General features: G+C 67.0%; 14 protein-coding genes. 11 read left to right on the top strand and 3 right to left on the bottom strand.

Annotated features, from left to right (window positions below; genetic code table 11):
- Positions 1–24: 24 nt before the first annotated feature.
- Together UCD39_RS11600 and UCD39_RS11595 are read right to left on the bottom strand one after the other, a co-directional pair.
- On the bottom strand, positions 25–1,992 hold the full coding sequence (locus tag UCD39_RS11600) for a sensor histidine kinase (RefSeq protein ID WP_330496179.1): 1,968 nt from the start codon (positions 1,990–1,992) through the stop codon (positions 25–27).
- Positions 1,993–2,221: 229 nt separating this feature from the next.
- The gene (locus UCD39_RS11595) at positions 2,222–2,968 is read right to left on the bottom strand and encodes a response regulator transcription factor (RefSeq protein WP_330496178.1); all 747 of its coding nucleotides are present in this window, start codon (positions 2,966–2,968) and stop codon (positions 2,222–2,224) included.
- Positions 2,969–3,247: 279 nt separating this feature from the next.
- Here UCD39_RS11595 and UCD39_RS11590 point away from each other — a divergent pair, with 279 nt between their 5' ends.
- The 5 genes from UCD39_RS11590 (at position 3,248) to UCD39_RS11570 (ending at position 8,811) form a co-directional block, all read left to right on the top strand.
- The gene (locus tag UCD39_RS11590) at positions 3,248–3,586 is read left to right on the top strand and encodes a hypothetical protein (RefSeq protein WP_330496177.1); all 339 of its coding nucleotides are present in this window, start codon (positions 3,248–3,250) and stop codon (positions 3,584–3,586) included.
- A gap of 156 nt (positions 3,587–3,742) precedes the next feature.
- Complete coding sequence (locus tag UCD39_RS11585) at positions 3,743–4,684, top strand: polyprenyl synthetase family protein (RefSeq protein ID WP_330496176.1); 942 nt, start codon at positions 3,743–3,745, stop codon at positions 4,682–4,684.
- A gap of 78 nt (positions 4,685–4,762) precedes the next feature.
- Positions 4,763–6,673, top strand: a complete 1,911-nt coding sequence (gene dxs / locus UCD39_RS11580; protein WP_330496175.1) for a 1-deoxy-D-xylulose-5-phosphate synthase — start codon at positions 4,763–4,765, stop codon at positions 6,671–6,673.
- On the top strand, positions 6,670–7,365 hold the full coding sequence (locus tag UCD39_RS11575) for an ABC transporter substrate-binding protein (RefSeq protein ID WP_330496174.1): 696 nt from the start codon (positions 6,670–6,672) through the stop codon (positions 7,363–7,365). Before dxs ends, UCD39_RS11575 begins: the two co-directional genes overlap by 4 nt.
- Before the next feature lie 291 nt (positions 7,366–7,656).
- A complete protein-coding gene (locus UCD39_RS11570) occupies positions 7,657–8,811 on the top strand; it encodes a glycoside hydrolase family 5 protein (protein WP_330496173.1) in 1,155 nt (384 codons plus the stop codon).
- Positions 8,812–8,842: 31 nt separating this feature from the next.
- On the opposite strand, the gene UCD39_RS11565 is transcribed toward UCD39_RS11570, so the two are convergent.
- Positions 8,843–9,598 carry an MlaA family lipoprotein gene (locus UCD39_RS11565; protein ID WP_330496172.1) on the bottom strand — a complete coding sequence of 252 codons (756 nt, stop codon included), beginning with the start codon at positions 9,596–9,598 and terminating at the stop codon, positions 8,843–8,845.
- Positions 9,599–10,006: 408 nt separating this feature from the next.
- Here UCD39_RS11565 and hpnI point away from each other — a divergent pair, with 408 nt between their 5' ends.
- The 6 genes from hpnI to UCD39_RS11535 all read left to right on the top strand — a co-directional run bounded on the left by hpnI (position 10,007) and on the right by UCD39_RS11535 (position 17,018).
- Positions 10,007–11,206 (top strand): bacteriohopanetetrol glucosamine biosynthesis glycosyltransferase HpnI, encoded by a 1,200-nt coding sequence (gene hpnI / locus UCD39_RS11560; protein ID WP_330496171.1) that lies wholly within the window; start codon positions 10,007–10,009, stop codon positions 11,204–11,206.
- A complete protein-coding gene (gene hpnJ, locus UCD39_RS11555) occupies positions 11,203–12,630 on the top strand; it encodes a hopanoid biosynthesis associated radical SAM protein HpnJ (RefSeq protein ID WP_211101972.1) in 1,428 nt (475 codons plus the stop codon). Before hpnI ends, hpnJ begins: the two co-directional genes overlap by 4 nt.
- Positions 12,631–12,660: 30 nt before the next feature.
- Positions 12,661–13,557: a hopanoid biosynthesis-associated protein HpnK gene (hpnK, locus tag UCD39_RS11550; protein ID WP_330496170.1), complete on the top strand. Its 897-nt coding sequence runs from the start codon at positions 12,661–12,663 to the stop codon at positions 13,555–13,557.
- Positions 13,558–13,569: 12 nt separating this feature from the next.
- Positions 13,570–14,526, top strand: coding sequence for a lysylphosphatidylglycerol synthase domain-containing protein (locus UCD39_RS11545; RefSeq protein ID WP_330496169.1), 957 nt, complete (start codon positions 13,570–13,572; stop codon positions 14,524–14,526).
- Between the two features lie 176 nt (positions 14,527–14,702).
- Positions 14,703–16,286, top strand: a complete 1,584-nt coding sequence (locus UCD39_RS11540) for an inorganic phosphate transporter (protein ID WP_330496168.1) — start codon at positions 14,703–14,705, stop codon at positions 16,284–16,286.
- Between the two features lie 87 nt (positions 16,287–16,373).
- A complete protein-coding gene (locus UCD39_RS11535) occupies positions 16,374–17,018 on the top strand; it encodes an HAD family hydrolase (RefSeq protein ID WP_330496167.1) in 645 nt (214 codons plus the stop codon).
- The last annotated feature ends 137 nt before the right edge of the window (positions 17,019–17,155 follow it).

Genomic DNA, 17,155 nt, shown 5'->3' with positions numbered 1-17,155 from the left:
GCGCCCTCTGCCCCCGTGCCATCCTTAGCGGCCGCCCCCCGGCGCATTGGCGATTTCCAGCACCAGGCAGCATCCATCCGCGCAGGTGTCGTCGTAGTAGGCCCGGCCGTCATGCAGCTCCGCGATGCGGCGTACCAGGTAGAGGCCGACGCCGATGCCGGGGATGCGTTCCGCCGAGGAAAGCCGCACGAACTTGCCGAAAATACGCTCGCGATCCGCCGGGGCCACGCCGGCACCGGCGTCGATGACGCGTACCGTGCTGCGTGTCGCCGTCTGTTCCATCGCCACGCGGATGGGCTGGTCGGGCGGCCCGTATTTGGCGGCGTTTTCGAGCAGGTTCAGGATGGAGGTCTTCAGCAAGGCCGGGTCGCCCAAGACCCTGTCGGGGACGCGTCCCTCCACCCGCACCTCCTGGTCAGGGTGCGAGGCGCGCAGGGACCGGATGGCCTCCGCCACCACCCCATCCAGGCGCAGGGGGCGGGTTTCCAGGTCCAGCCCGGGGGAGCGGTCGGTTTCCCGGCGCAGGCCCACCTCGATGATTTCCACAAGCCGGTCCACGGCGCGGGCCATGCGTTTCAACAGGTCATGGCCCTTGGGCCCATCCGCCAGGCCGTCGGCCCCCTTGATCTGCAGGATGTCGATGCCGGTGCGGATGATGGACACCGGCGTCCGGTATTCGTGCGACACCATGTCGATGAACTGGATTTGCTCCCGCACGGCCTGCCGTTCCGCGGCCAAGGCCTGTTCCAGGCTTTCCTTGGCCGCCGACAGCTCGCGGGTGCGCAGCGCCACCATGTCCAGCGCCCGCTGTTCGGCATGGACGGAGGCGGACAGGGCGGCGGCCTGGGCTTCCTTCCGTTCCTTTTCGGACAAGCGCACGCGGGATGCGATGGCGACGTTCATCAGGATCATGTGAACCAGCGAGGCGCTTTGCGCCACCGCCTCGGTCACGCTGATTTCGGGGATCACCCCCAGAGTGCGCAGGAAGCCCATCAGCGCGGCCATGCAGGCGGAGCCGAAGGCGAGGCTGTACATCAGCGCCCCCGGGTGCCCGCGGCGGGCCAGCAGGATGCCGCTGCCGATATAGATCAGCATGTAGACGGAGGTCACCGTCGCCAGCGTGGCGCCGGCGATGGTGTAATGGCCGGCGACGGTGGCAATGACGCCCAGGCCGCCCAGGACGATGGGGATGCGGTTCAACAGGCTGACCAGCGGCAGGGTGCGCCGCAGGTTCAGGAACTCCTCCGTCAGGATGGCGCCGATCAGGATGCCGCCGCAGACGCTGGTGCCGGTGATCAGGTTCGCCAATTCCGGCGCCGGGCCCGGCAGCAGTTGGGCCAGCGCCCCCATGGACCCCAGCCCCAGGCCGATCAGCGTGACCACATAGAGCGCATAGATGAAATAGATGCGCTCCAGCAGCCAGTAGCTGTGGATGAGGTTGGAGATCAGCACCGCAAGCGCCATGCCCAGCACGAAGCCCAGCCAGATGGACTGCAGGCTGATGTGATTCATCAGCGGGATCAGGCGATAGACCTGGCCGCTCAGGATGGTGGCGCTGGTGGTGTGGATATGGACGTAAATCCAGGCCTGGCCGGCGCCGTCGAACGCCAGGGGCTGGGTGAAGCTGCGGAACCGCACCATGCGGTTGGCCGTGGGCTCGCTGTCGCCCTGCACCGTCCTGTCATAGGCCGCCACCGGCGGCGGCCCGGCGTCGGCGGGCGTCAGGGCGACATAGCTCTCGACCTTGTCCAGGAAGCTGGGTTGCAGCTCCAGATACCATGTGTCGTCCGCGCCCTCCTGCCGCGTGACCCGCATGCGGACCCAGGTGTCGGTCAGGGTGAAGCCACGGTTGAGATTGCCGCGCAGTGGCTGGAACCGATGGCTCGCCTCCCCGGACACCACGTCGGCCAAGGTCAGCGTTCCGTCAGGATCCACGAGGTATTCAAGATGGCCGCCGATGGGTACCGCCCGCGTGTCCGTATGCAAGTGCATGGGCGGCTGCGTCCATCCGTCCGCCGCCGCCGGCTGGGCCAGGGCCGGCGAGAACGGCGTCCAGGGTAGCACCCCCAACAGCACCAGTCGGAGTAGAAGTACGGCGACCTGATATACGGCGACCTGGGCGCGCCGACCGTAGAGCCACCGCCAGGAGGGGGCTGCCCAGGCTGGCCATGCCCGGGCTGAGAATACCGGGGGCTGGGCGGTGGCCGTCATGATTGGGGGGCTAAAGCTGCTTGATGGGGGCCGAAAACAGGTAACCCTTCGCATGGACGGTCTGGATAGGGAAGGCCTCACCCACCGCGGCCTCGATTTTTCGCCGTAGGCGGCTGACCAGTGCATCCAAGCCGCGACTGCCCTGCACCGTGTTGGCGTAGTCCAGCTTTTCCAACAGCTCGGTGCGGTCGACCGCCCGTCCCGGCTCCTGCGTCAGGGCCACCACCAGGTCGAACTCCTTGGCGGTCAGGCGGACGGGCAGGCCACGGGGGGAGTGAATGGACCAGCGTGAACTGTCCAGCATCCAGGGTTCGCTGGAGGAAGTAGGCTGCAGGGTCTGCGCCTCCCCGGCCTCGGGGCTGGTGGCGAGGCGGCGCGCCAAGTTGATGGTGGCGATGGCCAGTTCCCGACAGTCCACCGGCTTCACGAAATAAAGGTCGGCGCCGCTGGTAAAGCCCTTCAGCCGGTCATCGACCCGTGATCGGGCCGTCAGGATGATCAGCCCCATGTTGGTGTTGGCGCGCAGGAAGCTGGCGATGGTGTAACCGTCCTGGTCGGGCAGGCCGATGTCCAGGATCACGATGTCCGCCGGCTCCTTGGCGATCTGCTGGTACAGCTCCAGGCCGGAACCCGCCGTCGCCACCGTCAGGCCTTGGCTGCTCAAGCAGTGGGCGAGTAATTCCCGAAGGTCGACATCATCCTCCACCAGAACCACGCGCGGGGCCGTGGTGTCAGGGTATGCATCCAGGTCTGCCATAGAAAATCTTTTCTATTAAAAGGTTTTAGCGATGGTTCTGTGTCAAAGTTCTTTGATCGTCCCTCTTATGGGCGCGGCGTCGGCATGTTTGTGAGTCCGCACTCTAAATTTCTGTTAATTTTATAGCAATACGGTGCGTGGGGTTCCGATTTTTACGGTTCCCAGCCTCGTGTCGGTGATTTCATCCCCAGGTGGATTAAGCCCATTGCCACCGCCGGCATGGTTGTTTACCCTCAGCCACTTATCGAAAGCGTGGTAGGTCCGCGGGACCGCCATAGGATGAAAGCCAAGCCCCGCCCCGCTGCACGCGCCGCGGGGGGCGGCTGGGCCGCCGGGGTGTCATTTATGGGCCAGGGGAAGCAATGGACGCTGCTGCGCGCCGCGGAACAATGCTATCGCGTCGCCGTCAGCATTCCATCCGGGCCTGAGCGTGATCTTTGGATTCGGCGGGGCGGCATGCTGGAGGCCGACAGCGTGGCGGCATTGCTGCCCGGCCCTTGGCCGGAGCGCTGGCCGGGCCAAGCCGCCGCCCCCGATCCGCTTCCCGACGCGGTGGTCGAGTCTCCGGCGGTTTCGTCTGTGTCGGCGGACACCGCGAACGCAGGTCGGATCGATTAATTTCCCGGAATCGCCCTCCGGGTGCCCATTTCTGCCGAACCTCTTGATACGTGCGGCGCAACGGCGCCCTGCGGTCGCCAGTAATTGACACTGGGCGATGGCTGGCAGAGTGTGCCCAGCTTAAACGACGCGTCATCATCTTCGAGGTTTCTTCAAGTGACCGGCCTTGTTTCTTCCGCCGCACCCTCTTCCTCGGGCCGTTACCCCTCGGGTCGTGAATTGCTGGAGGCCATGGGCCTGGCGTCGCGCCAGACCGAACAGCGCATGGAGGCGCTGCTGCCCGCCCCCGCCCAGTACATCGGCCGCGTGCAGGAGGCCGCCCGTTACGCGGTGTTCGCCGGCGGCAAGCGCTTGCGCCCCTTCCTGGTGAAGTCGTCCTCGGCGCTGTTCGGCGTGTCCGAGGACAACTGGCTGCAGGCCGCCGCGGCGGTGGAGATGGTGCACACGTACAGCCTGGTGCACGATGACCTGCCCTGCATGGATGACGACACGCTGCGTCGGGGCAAGCCCACCACCCATGTCCAGTTCGATGAGGCGACGGCCCTGCTGGCCGGCGACGCGCTGCTGACCCTGGCGTTCGAGGTGCTGGCCCAGCCGGCGGCCCATGCCGATCCGGCCGTGCGCTGCGCCCTGATCGCGAAGCTTGCCCAGGCTGGCGGCACGCTGGGCATGATCGGTGGCCAGATGATGGACATGGAAGCGCCCAATTCCGATTTCGGCTACGACGAAATCCTGACGCTGCAGAAGCTGAAGACCGGCGCCTTGTTCGAGTTCTGCTGCGAAGCCGGGCCCATTCTGGGCGGCGCCAGCGAGGCCGAGCGGGCCCTGCTGCGCGACTACGCCGCGGATTTCGGTCTTGTGTTCCAGATTTCTGACGATCTTATTGACGCCACCGGTGATAGCGGCAAGGCGGGCAAGACCGTCGGCAAGGATGAGGCCCAGGGCAAGGCGACCCTGATTTCCCTGCTGGGTTTGGACGCCGCCCGCGCCAAGGTGGTGGAGCTGGCGGAGCAGGCGGCCGCCCGGCTGGATGGTTTCGGTCCGGCGGCGGATTCGTTGCGCGGCCTGCCCTTCATGCTTATCGACCGGGAGTCGTGATTTATCACGATGTGTGCAAAAGTGTTTTTCTGGCACCGGCCCGTTAGAGGCCGGTAAGAATTATTTGGGAGCCGATGAATGGCGACGAAGACCCCGTTGTTGGACCAGTGTCCGACGCCTGACCGTTTGCGCGCGCTGCGTCCAGAGCAGCTGCGCCAGGTTGCGGACGAGCTGCGTTCCGAGACCATCGACGCGGTGTCGGTGACGGGTGGTCACCTGGGCGCCGGCCTGGGTGTGGTGGAACTGACGGTGGCGCTGCACTACGTGTTCGACACGCCGGCGGACCGCATCATCTGGGACGTGGGTCATCAGGCCTATCCGCACAAGATCCTGACGGGTCGTCGGGACCGCATCCGCACGCTGCGGCAGGGCGGTGGTCTGTCGGGCTTCACCCGGCGGTCGGAGAGCGAGTACGACCCGTTCGGGGCGGCGCACAGTTCCACCTCCATCTCCGCCGGCCTGGGCATGGCGGTGGCGCGCGACCTGGCGGGCGGCAACAACCATGTCATCGCCGTGATCGGCGATGGGTCGATCTCCGCCGGCATGGCGTATGAGGCGATGAACAACGCCGGTGCCCTGGGCTCGCGCCTGGTGGTGATCCTGAACGACAACGACATGTCGATCGCGCCGCCGGTGGGTGCCGTGTCGGGCTACCTGGCCAAGCTGGTCAGCAGCAGCCAGTACCGCCACCTGCGCAACATCGGCCGCCAGGTGGCGGAACACCTGCCCCGTCCGCTGCAGAACGCCGCGCGCCGGGTGGAGGAATACGCCCGGGGCATGGTCATGGGCGGGACGCTGTTCGAGGAGCTGGGCTTCTACTACGTCGGCCCCATCGACGGTCATGACCTGGACCAGCTGGTGCCCATCCTGGAGAACATCCGGGATGAGCCGAACGGCCGCCCGGTGCTGATCCACGCGGTGACGCAGAAGGGCAAGGGCTACGCGCCGGCCGAGGCGTCGGCGGACAAGCTGCACGCGGTGGGTCGCTTCGACGTGGTGACGGGCGCCCAGGCCAAGGCCAAGGCGAACGCGCCGACCTACACCCGTGTCTTCGCCGAAGCCCTGATGAAGGAGGCCAAGGCCGACGACAAGGTGGTGGCGATCACGGCGGCCATGCCGTCTGGCACGGGCCTGGACCTGTTCGGCCAGGCCTTCCCCACGCGCACCTTCGACGTGGGTATCGCCGAGCAGCATGCCGTGACCTTCGCCGCCGGCATGGCGACGGAGGGCTACAAGCCCTTCGTGGCCATCTACTCGACCTTCCTGCAGCGCGGCTATGACCAGCTGGTGCACGACGTGTCGATCCAGAACCTGCCCGTGCGCTTCGCCATGGACCGGGCGGGCCTGGTGGGGGCGGATGGCGCCACGCATGCCGGCGCCTTCGACCTGGCCTATCTGTGCTGCCTGCCCAACATGGTGGTGATGGCGGCGGCGGACGAGGCGGAGCTGGTGCACATGGTGGCGACCAGCGTGGCCTATGACGCCGGCCCCATCGCGCTGCGCTATCCGCGCGGCGAGGGCGTGGGCGTCGAGATGCCGGAGAAGGGCGAGATTCTGCCCATCGGCAAGGGTCGTATCGTGCGTGAGGGCAACACCGTGGCCATCCTCAGCCTGGGCACCCGCCTGGGTGAGGCCTTGAAGGCGGCCGAGGATCTGGCGGTGCGGGGCCTGTCGACGACGGTGGCGGACGCGCGCTTCGCCAAGCCGATCGACAAGGAACTGGTGCGTCGCCTGGCGGTTGAGCACGATGTGCTGGTGACCATCGAGGAAGGCTCGGTGGGCGGCTTCGGCGCCCAGGTCATGCAGTTCCTGGCGGAGGAGGGGCTGTTCGACGCCGGCCTGAAGTTCCGCCCCATGGTGCTGCCCGACCACTATCAGGAACACGACAACCCGGCCAAGCAGTATGACGAGGCCGGCCTCAACGCCAACGGCATCGTCGATACCGTCATCAAGGCGCTGGGGGCCAACGCGCAGGTGAGGACGGCATGACGACCAAGATCACCGGTAACGCTTCCACCAGTCACGCCTTCAGGGCCCGCTCCTTCGGGGGCAAGGCCGTGGCGGCCGCTTTCCTGGCCGTCGCCCTGGCGGGTGGCGCCGTGCCGGCGGTCGCGCAGCAGCCGGCCGCGACCGCGGAAGCCGCCGACCCGGCGGTGGCCAAGGTCAAGGGCTTCTACGATGCCCTGCTGAGCGGCATGAAGCAGGCCAAGCAATTGGGCGTCAAAGGTCGTGCCGAGAAGCTGGACCCGGTGATCAAGTCCACCTTCGACCTGGCGACCATGACCCGCCTCGCCGTCGGGCCAGCGTGGGAGAAGTTCACGCCGGAGCAGCAGCAGGGTGCCATCGACGCCTTCACCAAGGTAACCGTGGCGACCTATGCCAACCAGTTCGACGGCTTCAATGGCGAGGTCTTCGACGTCGATCCCACGCCCAAGGCGCGGGGCGCCGACAAGATCGTCGAAACCAAGCTGACGCCCGCCGGCCAGCCGCCGGTGGCGCTGAACTATCTGATGCGTGGCCAGGGGGATCAGGCCCGTATCGTCGACGTCTACCTCAATGGCACCATCAGCCAGCTGGCGACGCGGCGGTCAGAGTTTTCCGCCGCCGTGCAGCAGGGGGGCGCCGACGCGCTGATTCAGGGATTGCAGCAGCAGGCGGAAAAGCTGCTGGCCGGCGCCTGAGTTTCATCGATCTCTGTTTCCGCCAAACCAGTCACCTGAATCAAGGCCCGTCCCCATCCCTGGGGGCGGGCCTTTTTCTTACGATCCAGCGCCTACATTTGTAATATCTGATGTTGACGATGACGCCCTCCCTAAGGCACTCAAGACGAACAAAGCGGGCAAGGGGGCGGCCACGGACCTGCGGTGGCGACGGGGGTTTTCCACTTAATTCAGTGATATGCGTTCGGTGATCGGCGTTCCGGGCCGCGGCACGGTAGCCATACCCATGACCGTGATAGGGGGTGAGGGGGCGTGCTGATCGACTATGTCGAAGATCTGGAGCGCCGGCGCCTGCTGGCACGGCTGGGCGATATCGCCCTGGGCGTCGGGGGGCTGGCCGCCATGTCGGCCTTCACTGCCTGTTCGCAGGGGCATTGGCTTCCGGCCACGCCGGATCGTCTACCCCGCTGGCGTGGCTTCAACCTGCTGGAAAAATATACCCAGGCCCATGATCAGCCCTTCCGGCAGGCGGACTTCGACCTGATCGCGGACTGGGGCTTCAACTTCGTGCGCCTGCCGCTGGACTATCGCATCTGGACGCGACCGGACGGCACCTTCCGCCAGCGGCCCTTGTGCCAGATAGACGAGGCCATAGGTTGGGCCCGGCATCGCAATATCCATGTGACCCTCTGCCTGCACCGGGCGCCCGGCTACTGCGTCAATCCGCCGGCGGAGAGTGGCGACCTGTGGGCGCCGGGGCCGGAGAATGACGTGGTCCGGCTGCAGTTCGCGCGGCAATGGGGTATGCTGGCCGAACGATACCGCGACATCGATTCCCGCATCCTGTCCTTCAACCTGATCAATGAGCCGCCGAACGTCAGTGGCGAGTCTTACGTGCGGGCCGTATCGGGGGCTGTTGCCGCCATCCGCGCCGCCGACCGTGACCGCATCATCATCGCCGATGGCGCCCAGTTCGGGCGCCGACCCGTGCCCGAACTGAAGCCCCTGGGCCTGGCCCAAGGCACGCGGGGGTACGAGCCCTTCCACCTCAGCCATTACAAGGCCGGTTGGGTGAAGGGTTCCGACAGCTGGGACGCGCCCACATGGCCCATGCCGCCCGCCCCCACCGGGGGGCCGGACCAGGTGACGGACCCGGCCAGCTTCCGGCGCATCTGCATCCAGCCCTGGCAGGAATTGGCGGCCGGGGGCGTGGGCGTTGTTGTCGGCGAATGGGGGGCCTACCGTCACACCCCACATCCGGTGGTGCTGGCCTGGGCGCGCGATTGCCTGGCCGCGTGGCGCCAGGTGGGCTGGGGCTGGTGCCTGTGGAACTTCCGGGGTGATTTCGGCGTGCTGGACAGCCAGCGGCAGGATGTGCGCTACGAAAACTATCGCGGCCACCAGTTGGACCGGGCCTTCCTGGAAATCCTGCGCGAGGATGGGGCCCTGGACGCGACACCCGCGTGAGGCGCCCCCGGTCCTGTCCGCCCGCAAGGCCTCAGGGAATCGCCGGCATGTTGCTGGACTGGACGCCGATGGCCTCGTCCAGCGCGGCCTGCCGATTCTGCAGCCACACGCTGCGCAGCAGCGCGTAGAAGTCGATGGTGCCCTTGCGCAACTCATCCAGGGTGTCCAGGTTGCGGGCCTTGTCCAGGCCGCCGACCGCGCCGATGGCGTAATTCGCGTCGCCGCCGTTCGCCTTGTCGAACACCCGGCCCATGGGGTCCGCCCACAATTCCACGCCCATGCCCACGCCGTCGCGCACGGTGGACGGCCCGAACAGGGGCAGGACGAAATACGGGCTCTGGCGCACACCCCAGGCGTACAGCGTTTGGCCGAAATCACCGGTCTGGCGCGTCAGCCCCATGTCGGTGGCGACGTCGTACATGCCGGCCAGGCCGATGGTGCTGTTGAAGACGAAGCGCCAGAAGGTGGTGAAGGCGGATTTCACCCGCGCCTGGGCCAGATCGTTGCCGAAGATCAGCGGCTCGCCCAGGTTGGCGATGCCCTGGCGCAGACGCACCTGAACATAGTCGGGCACCACGTCGCGGTAGGCGTGGGAGGCGGGGCCGATGGCGTTGTCGTTCAGCCACATGTTGGCGTCGAACGTGACGCGGTTGACGTTTTCCAGTGGATCCCAGGGCTCGACCACGCCCAGTTCATCGCGGCCCCCGTTGGGGGGCGCGGCGCAGCCGGCCAGCATAAAGCCCATCAGGAGGCAGGCGGCCAAGGCCGCGCGGGACTGTCTGATCATGCTCGCCATACTTTCCTGCGGGATACCTGTCGGGCCACGCTGCTTTGGGATCATGGTCGCGCCCAAGGGAAAGGGGGCGGGCGCGACGCTGGGGATGCGACACTTTGGATAACAAAGGATGGTGTCGACCACCACAATTGGAAATGCACTCCCGAAGTGTAATATCGGAGCGTGCAACGCAATATGCCGGTCGACAGGTGACGCCCAAAGGCATTAACGCGCGTGGCATGCGGAGCTATGTCGGCCGTCACAGGACGTGCGTTTGTCTTCGGTGTATCGCATTGTGCCGGTGACGGTGCCGCGGTGACCTTCGCTGGCATGTGCGCCGCGCTTACGTTAAGACCACCCTCTGAATCACAGTATCGCGCCCGGTCGCCGGGCGGTTTCTATTTGAGAGTCCCGCACGGCATGCCGTTCTCGATCACCCTGTTGACCGACGCCCTTGGCTGGGGGTGCGGGGCGCTGTCCGCGACGGGCACGCTCTACACCCTGGCGGCGGCGGACAGCGCCCGGCGCTTTTTCGCGCCGGCACGGGGTGGCGCCGTGGCGACGGCTGGCCCGGCGCCGGCGGTGACGGTGCTGAAGCCGCTGCACGGCGCGGAACCGGGGCTGGCCGATCGCTTGCGCCAGCTGGCGACCCAGGACTATGGCGGCCCGGTGCAGGTGGTGTGCGGCGTCCAGGCCGTCGACGATCCGGCCATCGCCATCGTCAACGCCCTCATGCGGGAGCTTGACGCGGCCGGCGGCGCGGTGCGTTTCGACCTGATCGTGGACGGCACCCGCCATGGGGCCAATGCCAAGATTTCCAATGTCATCAACATGATGACCGTCGCCCGGCATGATGTGCTGGTGCTGGCCGACAGCGACATCGCCGTGGCGCCCGATTATCTGGCCCAGGTGGTGGGCGCCCTGTCGCGCCCCGGCGTCGGCCTGGTCACCTGCCTCTACCGGGGGGAGCCCGTGGACCCGGCTTCCTTCTGGCAGGACCAGGCGGCCCGGGCGGTGGACCACCACTTCCTGCCCAATGTCCTGGTGGGGCTGCGCTTAGGCATGGCGAAGCCCTGTTTCGGTTCCACCATCGCCCTGACGGCGGAGACGCTGGACCGTATCGGCGGCTTCATGGCCTTCCGCGATATCCTGGCGGACGACCACGCCATGGGCATGGCGGTGCGCGCCCTGGGGTTGGCGGTGGCGGTCCCGCCGTTCGTGGTGGGGCACCTGGCGCCCGAGTCCAGCTTGGCCGCCGTCCTGAACCATGAGTTGCGTTGGGCGCGGACCATCCGCGGCCTGGACCCCGGCGGCTATGCCGGGTCGGCGGTCACCCATCCGGTCCCGCTGGCCGTCCTCGGCGCAATTTTCGCGGGCTGGCATGCGTGGTCCCTGCTGCTGCTGGGGCTTGCGGTCGCCGCCCGTCTCGTGCTTCTGGTGACCATTGATGCACGGATCACACGGTCCCGGCCGCGATGGCCTGGATTGATCAGAGACGTCTTGTCATTTTTGGTGTTCGTTGCCAGCTTTGGCATTCGACAAGTGAGTTGGCGCGGACAGCGCTTTTCGGTCAAATCCGACGGCACAATGGTGCCGGTCGGCGAAAATGGTGGGTCATGATGCGGACGCTATTTCTCCAGGCGCCTTCCTTCGACGGTTTTGACGGCGGCGCCGGCTCGCGCTACCAGGCGCGCCGCGAAATCAAGTCTTTCTGGTACCCGACGTGGCTGGCCCAGCCGGCGGCCCTGATCGAGAACAGCAAGCTGATCGACGCCCCGCCGCATAAGACCAAGCTGTCCGAAATCACGGCTCAGATCAAAGACTTCGACATGGTGGTGCTGCACACCTCCACCCCGTCGTTCAAGTCCGACGTGGCGACGATCGAGGCGCTGAAGGCCGTCAACCCCAACCTGAAGGCCGGCCTGATCGGCGCCAAGGTGGCGGTCGAGGCGGACAAGAGCCTGGCCCAGGCCCCGGTGGTCGACTTTGTCGCCCGCAACGAATTCGACTTCACCATCAAGGACGTGGCCGACGGCAAGAAGTGGTCGGACATCAAGGGCCTGTCCTTCCGCAATTCCGAGGGCGTGATCGTCCATAACGAGGACCGCGAGATCCTCGAGAACATGGACAGCCTGCCCTGGGTGACCCCGGTCTATAAGCGCGACCTGGAAATCGAGAAGTACTTCATCGGTTACCTGAAGGCGCCTTACCTCAGCATCTACACCGGCCGCGGCTGCAAGTCGCGCTGCACCTTCTGCCTGTGGCCCCAGACCGTGGGCGGTCATCGCTACCGCACCCGCAGTGTCGGCCACGTGGTGGAGGAGATGGCGTGGGCGCAGAAGAACTTCCCGCAGGTGAAGGAATTCTTCTTCGACGACGACACCTTCACCGACAACCTGCCGCGCGCCGAGGCCATCGCCAAGGAACTGGGCAAGCTGGGCATCACCTGGTCGTGCAACGCCAAGGCCAACGTTCCGCGCGAAACCCTGAAGGTGCTGCGCGACAACGGCCTGCGCCTGCTGCTGGTCGGTTACGAGTCCGGTAACCAGCAGATCCTGCACAACATCAAGAAGGGCATGCGCGTCGAGGTGGCTGAGAAGTTCACCAAGGACTGCCATGAGCTGGGGATCCAGATCCACGGCACCTTCATCCTGGGCCTGCCGGGCGAAACCAAGGAAACCATCCAGGAAACCATCAAGTGGGCGGCGAAGATCAACCCGCACACCATCCAGGTGTCGCTGGCCGCCCCGTACCCCGGTACCTTCCTGTACCAGCAGGCCATCGAGAATGGCTGGCTGGACGATGCGAACGCCGAGTTGGTGGATGAGCACGGCGTGCAGATCGCTCCGCTGCATTACGACCACCTGAGCCACTCGGAGATCTTCGGCTCGGTCGAGACCTTCTACAAGAAGTTCTACTTCCGCAGCGGCAAGATCGCCTCCATCGTCGGTGAGATGGTCCGCGACCGCGACATGATGAAGCGCCGCCTGCGCGAGGGCGTGGAGTTCTGGCAGTTCCTGCGCGAACGCCGCAACGCCGCCTAAGCACGTCATCCGGGTTCGGAACACCTCCCTATGTCCGTATCCACGCCGGGCGCCGCCGCGACCTCCAGCAATGGGGGATCGGGGCGGCGCCTGATCGTTACGGCGGATGACTTCGGCCTGTCGGCCGCCGTCAACGCCGCCGTCATCGACGCCCACCTCAACGGCATCCTGACCGCCGCCAGCCTGATGGTGGCGGGGGCCGCCGCCCAGGCCGCCGTGGCCCTGGCCCATGCCCAGCCCAGCCTGGCGGTGGGACTGCATGTCGTGCTGGTGGACGGCAAGCCCTTCCTGCCACCGGACCGCATTCCCGATCTGGTGGGGCCTGATGGCCTGTTCCGCAACGACCTGGCCAAGGTCGGGGCGTCCATCTTCTTCCGCCCCAAGGTCGCGGCCCAGGTCGCGGCGGAGGTGGAGGCGCAGTTCCAGGCCTTCCGCGCCACCGGCCTGCCGCTGGACCATGTCAACGCCCATAAGCATTATCATCTGCATCCCACGGTGGGCCGCATCCTGCTGGACGCCGCCCGCCGCCATGGCGCGCGCGCCATGCGCGTGCCGGTGGAACCGGCCGAGGTCATCCGGGCGGTGACGCCGGAGGTGGATTTGGGCCTGCACCATGTCACCGGCCCGTGGGCCAAGCTGCTGCGCGCCAAGGTGCGCCGCGCCGGCCTCGCCGCCCCGGACCAGGTGCTGGGCCTGGCCTGGACGGGTGCCGTCACCGCGGAACGGCTGCGCGGCGCCCTGGCCCGCCTGCCGGCGGGCATCACCGAAATCTATTTGCACCCCGCGACCAGCGACGATGTGCCGGGCGGGGCGCCGGGCTATCGCTACCGGGATGAACTGGCGGCCCTGCTGGATCCCGAGGTCAACGCCCTGGCCGCCGCCTTCCCCCGCGGCGGTTTCCGTGATTTGCCCCTGACCCTGGAATAGGCGCGCATCCCTATGGAAAAGGCAGCCCGCCTGTTCGCTTTGCTGGGCCTGGCCCTGGCCGTGGCGCTGGTCGCCCGCGAGGATACCAGCGCCCTGTGGGCCCTGCTGAAGACGGCGGGCGTGGGCCTGGTGATCGCCGGCCTCTTCCATGCCGTGCCCATGGTGGCCAACGCCCGCGCCTGGCAGGTGTTGCTGCCGGGCGCCAAGCGGCCCTCGCTGGCGGCCATGGCTCGCAACGTGTGGATCCGCGAGTCGGTCAACGGCCTGCTGCCCGTGGCCCGCATCGGCGGGGAGATCGTGTCTTTCCGCATCCTGCGCCTCGATGGCGTGCGCGTGGCCCCCGCCGCCGCCAGCCTGGTGGTGGACATGGCCATTTCCATCCTCAGCCAGCTGGGATTCTCCCTGCTGGCGGTGGGCCTGCTGGTGGCGTTGAAGGGGCCTGTCGGCATCGCCGGCCAGGTGACGCTGGGCCTGCTGGCCATGGTGCCGCTGGTGGCGCTGTTCATCCTGGTGCAGCGCGCCGGACTTTTCGCCAAGGTCACCGGCGTGCTGGACAAGGCGGCGTCCGGCCGCCTGGCCGGCATCATGGCGCACAGCGCCCGCATCGACCGCGCCTCCAAGGCCATGTACCGCCGCACCGGCGCCATCACCGGATGTTTCTTGTGGCAGTTGCTGGGCTGGGCGTTGGGCGCCGGGGAGATTTGGCTGGCCCTCTGGGCGCTGGGCCACCCCATGGGCCTGCTGGAGGCGCTGGTGATCGAGGGCCTGATCCAGGCCGTCAGCAGCGCCGCCTTCGTCGTCCCCGGGGCCCTTGGGGTTCAGGAGGGCGCGTTCCTGCTGCTGGGCGGTGCGCTCGGCCTGGATGCGCCCACCGCCCTGGCGCTGGCCGCCGCCCGCCGCCTGCGTGACCTGGTGGTATTCCTGCCGGGCCTGGTGGCCTGGACCACCCTACGCAAGGCCAAAGTCTGACGGCCAAGAGGCGGATCGTCCGCGCCCGCACAGACTACAGCCCACCTATGACCAGACCGGTTGCGTCCAGGCTTTCCCGAAACGCCCGGGCGCGCTATCACAGTCGCCATCCGCGCGATCTGCCTTCAAAGTTGCGCTCGCAAAAAGATTAAGCGGAAAGCCTAAGGAAAGCCTTCATGGCGCATATCGACGCCACCCACGCCACCACAGCGGTACCGTCACTCGCCCCCGCCGGTCGGCTGGGCACCTGGGTCTTTCTGACGCTGCTGGGGGTGGGGCTCGGCTATGTCGCCCTCAACTTGGCGAGCGATGTGCGGGGCCTGGACGCGCTCTCCGCCCTGCCGCTGGTGTTGTTGGGTGCTGCCTTGCTGATCGCCCTGGGGTTCGAGTTCGTCAACGGCTTCCATGACACCGCCAACGCCGTGGCGACGGTGATCTACACCCATTCCCTGCCGCCGGCCGGCGCGGTGGTTTGGTCCGGTCTCTGCAACTTCGCCGGGGTGCTGTTCTCCACCGGCGCCGTCGCCTATGGCATCGTTTCCCTGTTGCCGGTGGAACTGATCCTCCAGGTCGGGGCCGGGGCGGGGTTCGCCATGGTCTTCGCCCTGCTGATCGCCGCCGTGCTGTGGAACCTGGGCACCTGGTACCTGGGCCTGCCGTCCTCCAGCTCCCACACCCTGATCGGTTCCATCATCGGCGTCGGGCTGATGAACCAGCTGATGGCCACCCCCGGCACCAGCGCCAGCGGCGTGGATTGGGGCCAGGCCAGCAAGGTGATCCAGACGCTGCTGATTTCCCCCGTCGTGGGGTTCGCTTGCTCGGCGCTGCTGCTGCTTGCCATGCGCGGCCTGATCAAGGACAAGGCGCTGTTCAAGGCGCCTGCCGGACGCCGGCCGCCCCCGGCGTGGATTCGGGGCCTGCTGGTCCTCACCTGTTCCGGCGTCAGCTTCGCCCACGGTTCCAACGACGGGCAGAAGGGCATGGGCCTGATCATGCTGATCCTGATCGGCACCATGCCGGCCGCCTATGGGCTGAACCGGGCCATCACCGCCGCCGATACCCCCGCCTACATCGCCACTTTCGACCGCGCCGGCGATGTGCTGGCCCGCCACGTCGACCGCATGCCCGCCGACCCCCGCGCAGTGGTGGAGAATTATGTCCGCACCGGCACCCTGACCAGCGCCACGCTGGGCGGACTGCACGAGCTGACGGCCAGCATCGCCGACCAGCTGCGCTTTTCCGGCGCCTTGTCCGGTGTGGTCCAGGGGAGCATGCGCAACGACATGTACCTCTCGGCGGAGGCGTTGCGGCGTCTGCAGAAGCAGGGCGGGACGATGCTCAGCGATGATGAGCGCCAGGTGCTGAAGGAACTGCTGGGCCGCTATGACCACGCCACCCGCTTCATCCCCACCTGGGTCAAGGTGGGGGTGGCCATCGCCCTGGGCCTGGGCACGATGGTGGGCTGGAAGCGCATCGTGGTGACGGTGGGGGAGAAGATCGGCAAGGAACATCTGACCTACGGCCAGGGCGCCTCCGCCGAGCTGGTGGCCATGGCCACCATCGGCGCCGCCGACGCCTTCGGCCTGCCGGTCAGCACCACCCACGTCCTGTCATCCGGCGTGGCCGGCACCATGGCGGCCAACGGCTCCGGTCTGCAATGGTCCACGGTGCGCAACATGGCCATGGCCTGGGTGCTGACCCTGCCGGCCTCCATCGCCCTGGCCGGCGGCCTGTTCTGGCTGTTCCGCCACCTGTTCTGATCAGTCATGTTCTGATACCGGCACGAGCGCCATTGATTAGGGGACAGCGCTGTCCCATGCTGCTGGCTGGATGGGGAGTTCCACCGCATGATCCGCACCATCATCTTCGACCTGGATAATTGCCTTGCGCCGGCCGATGGCATTGGGGTGGAGCGGATGCGGCCGGTGTTCGACGCCATCACGGCGGCCAACGACGACACCCTGTCTTCCTCCGCTTTGGCGGCTGCCTTCGCCGACATTTGGCGGCATCCCCTGGACTGGGTCAGTCGCACCCATGGATTCAGCCCCGCCATGCACCAGGCGGCCTGGACGGCCACAGCGGCGATGGAGGTAACGGGCGCCATGGTCGATTACGGTGACCTGCCCCTGTTGGGGGAGTTGGGCCTGCCGCTGTACCTCGTCACCTCCGGCTTCCGTCGTCTGCAGGAGAGCAAGGTGCGGGCGCTGGGACTGTCCCGGTATCTCCGGGGCGCACACATCGACGCCATTGACGAGGCGGGGCATCCCGGCAAGGCCGGGCTGTTCCAAGGGCTGTTGGCGGATACGGGCGTTCCGGCCGCGCAAGCCCTGGTCGTGGGGGACAACCCGGACTCGGAGATCGCGGCGGGCAATAGCCTGGGGATGCCCACGGCGCAAATTCTGCGTCCGGGCGTTGTGTGGAGCGCCGATGCCCGGTTCCATATTCGTGATCTGCGCGATCTTACCCAGCTCGTTTGCGCGTGTAACGGATAGGGGCGGCGTCCCGCGACGGCCCCCGCATGTCGGGGGCAAAAGACGCTTCGCCTTGTTCCAGCGTGCTTTTTCAGCCTCGCCTACCCGATTGCCTCCGATGAGCGCCGGCCGCCATCCTCAAGGTTTATTAACCAAAA

Source organism: Nitrospirillum karajorum (assembly GCF_036348415.1).
Taxonomy (GTDB): Bacteria; Pseudomonadota; Alphaproteobacteria; order Azospirillales; family Azospirillaceae; genus Nitrospirillum; species Nitrospirillum amazonense_B.
This window is presented reverse-complemented; position numbering and strand designations above follow the sequence as displayed.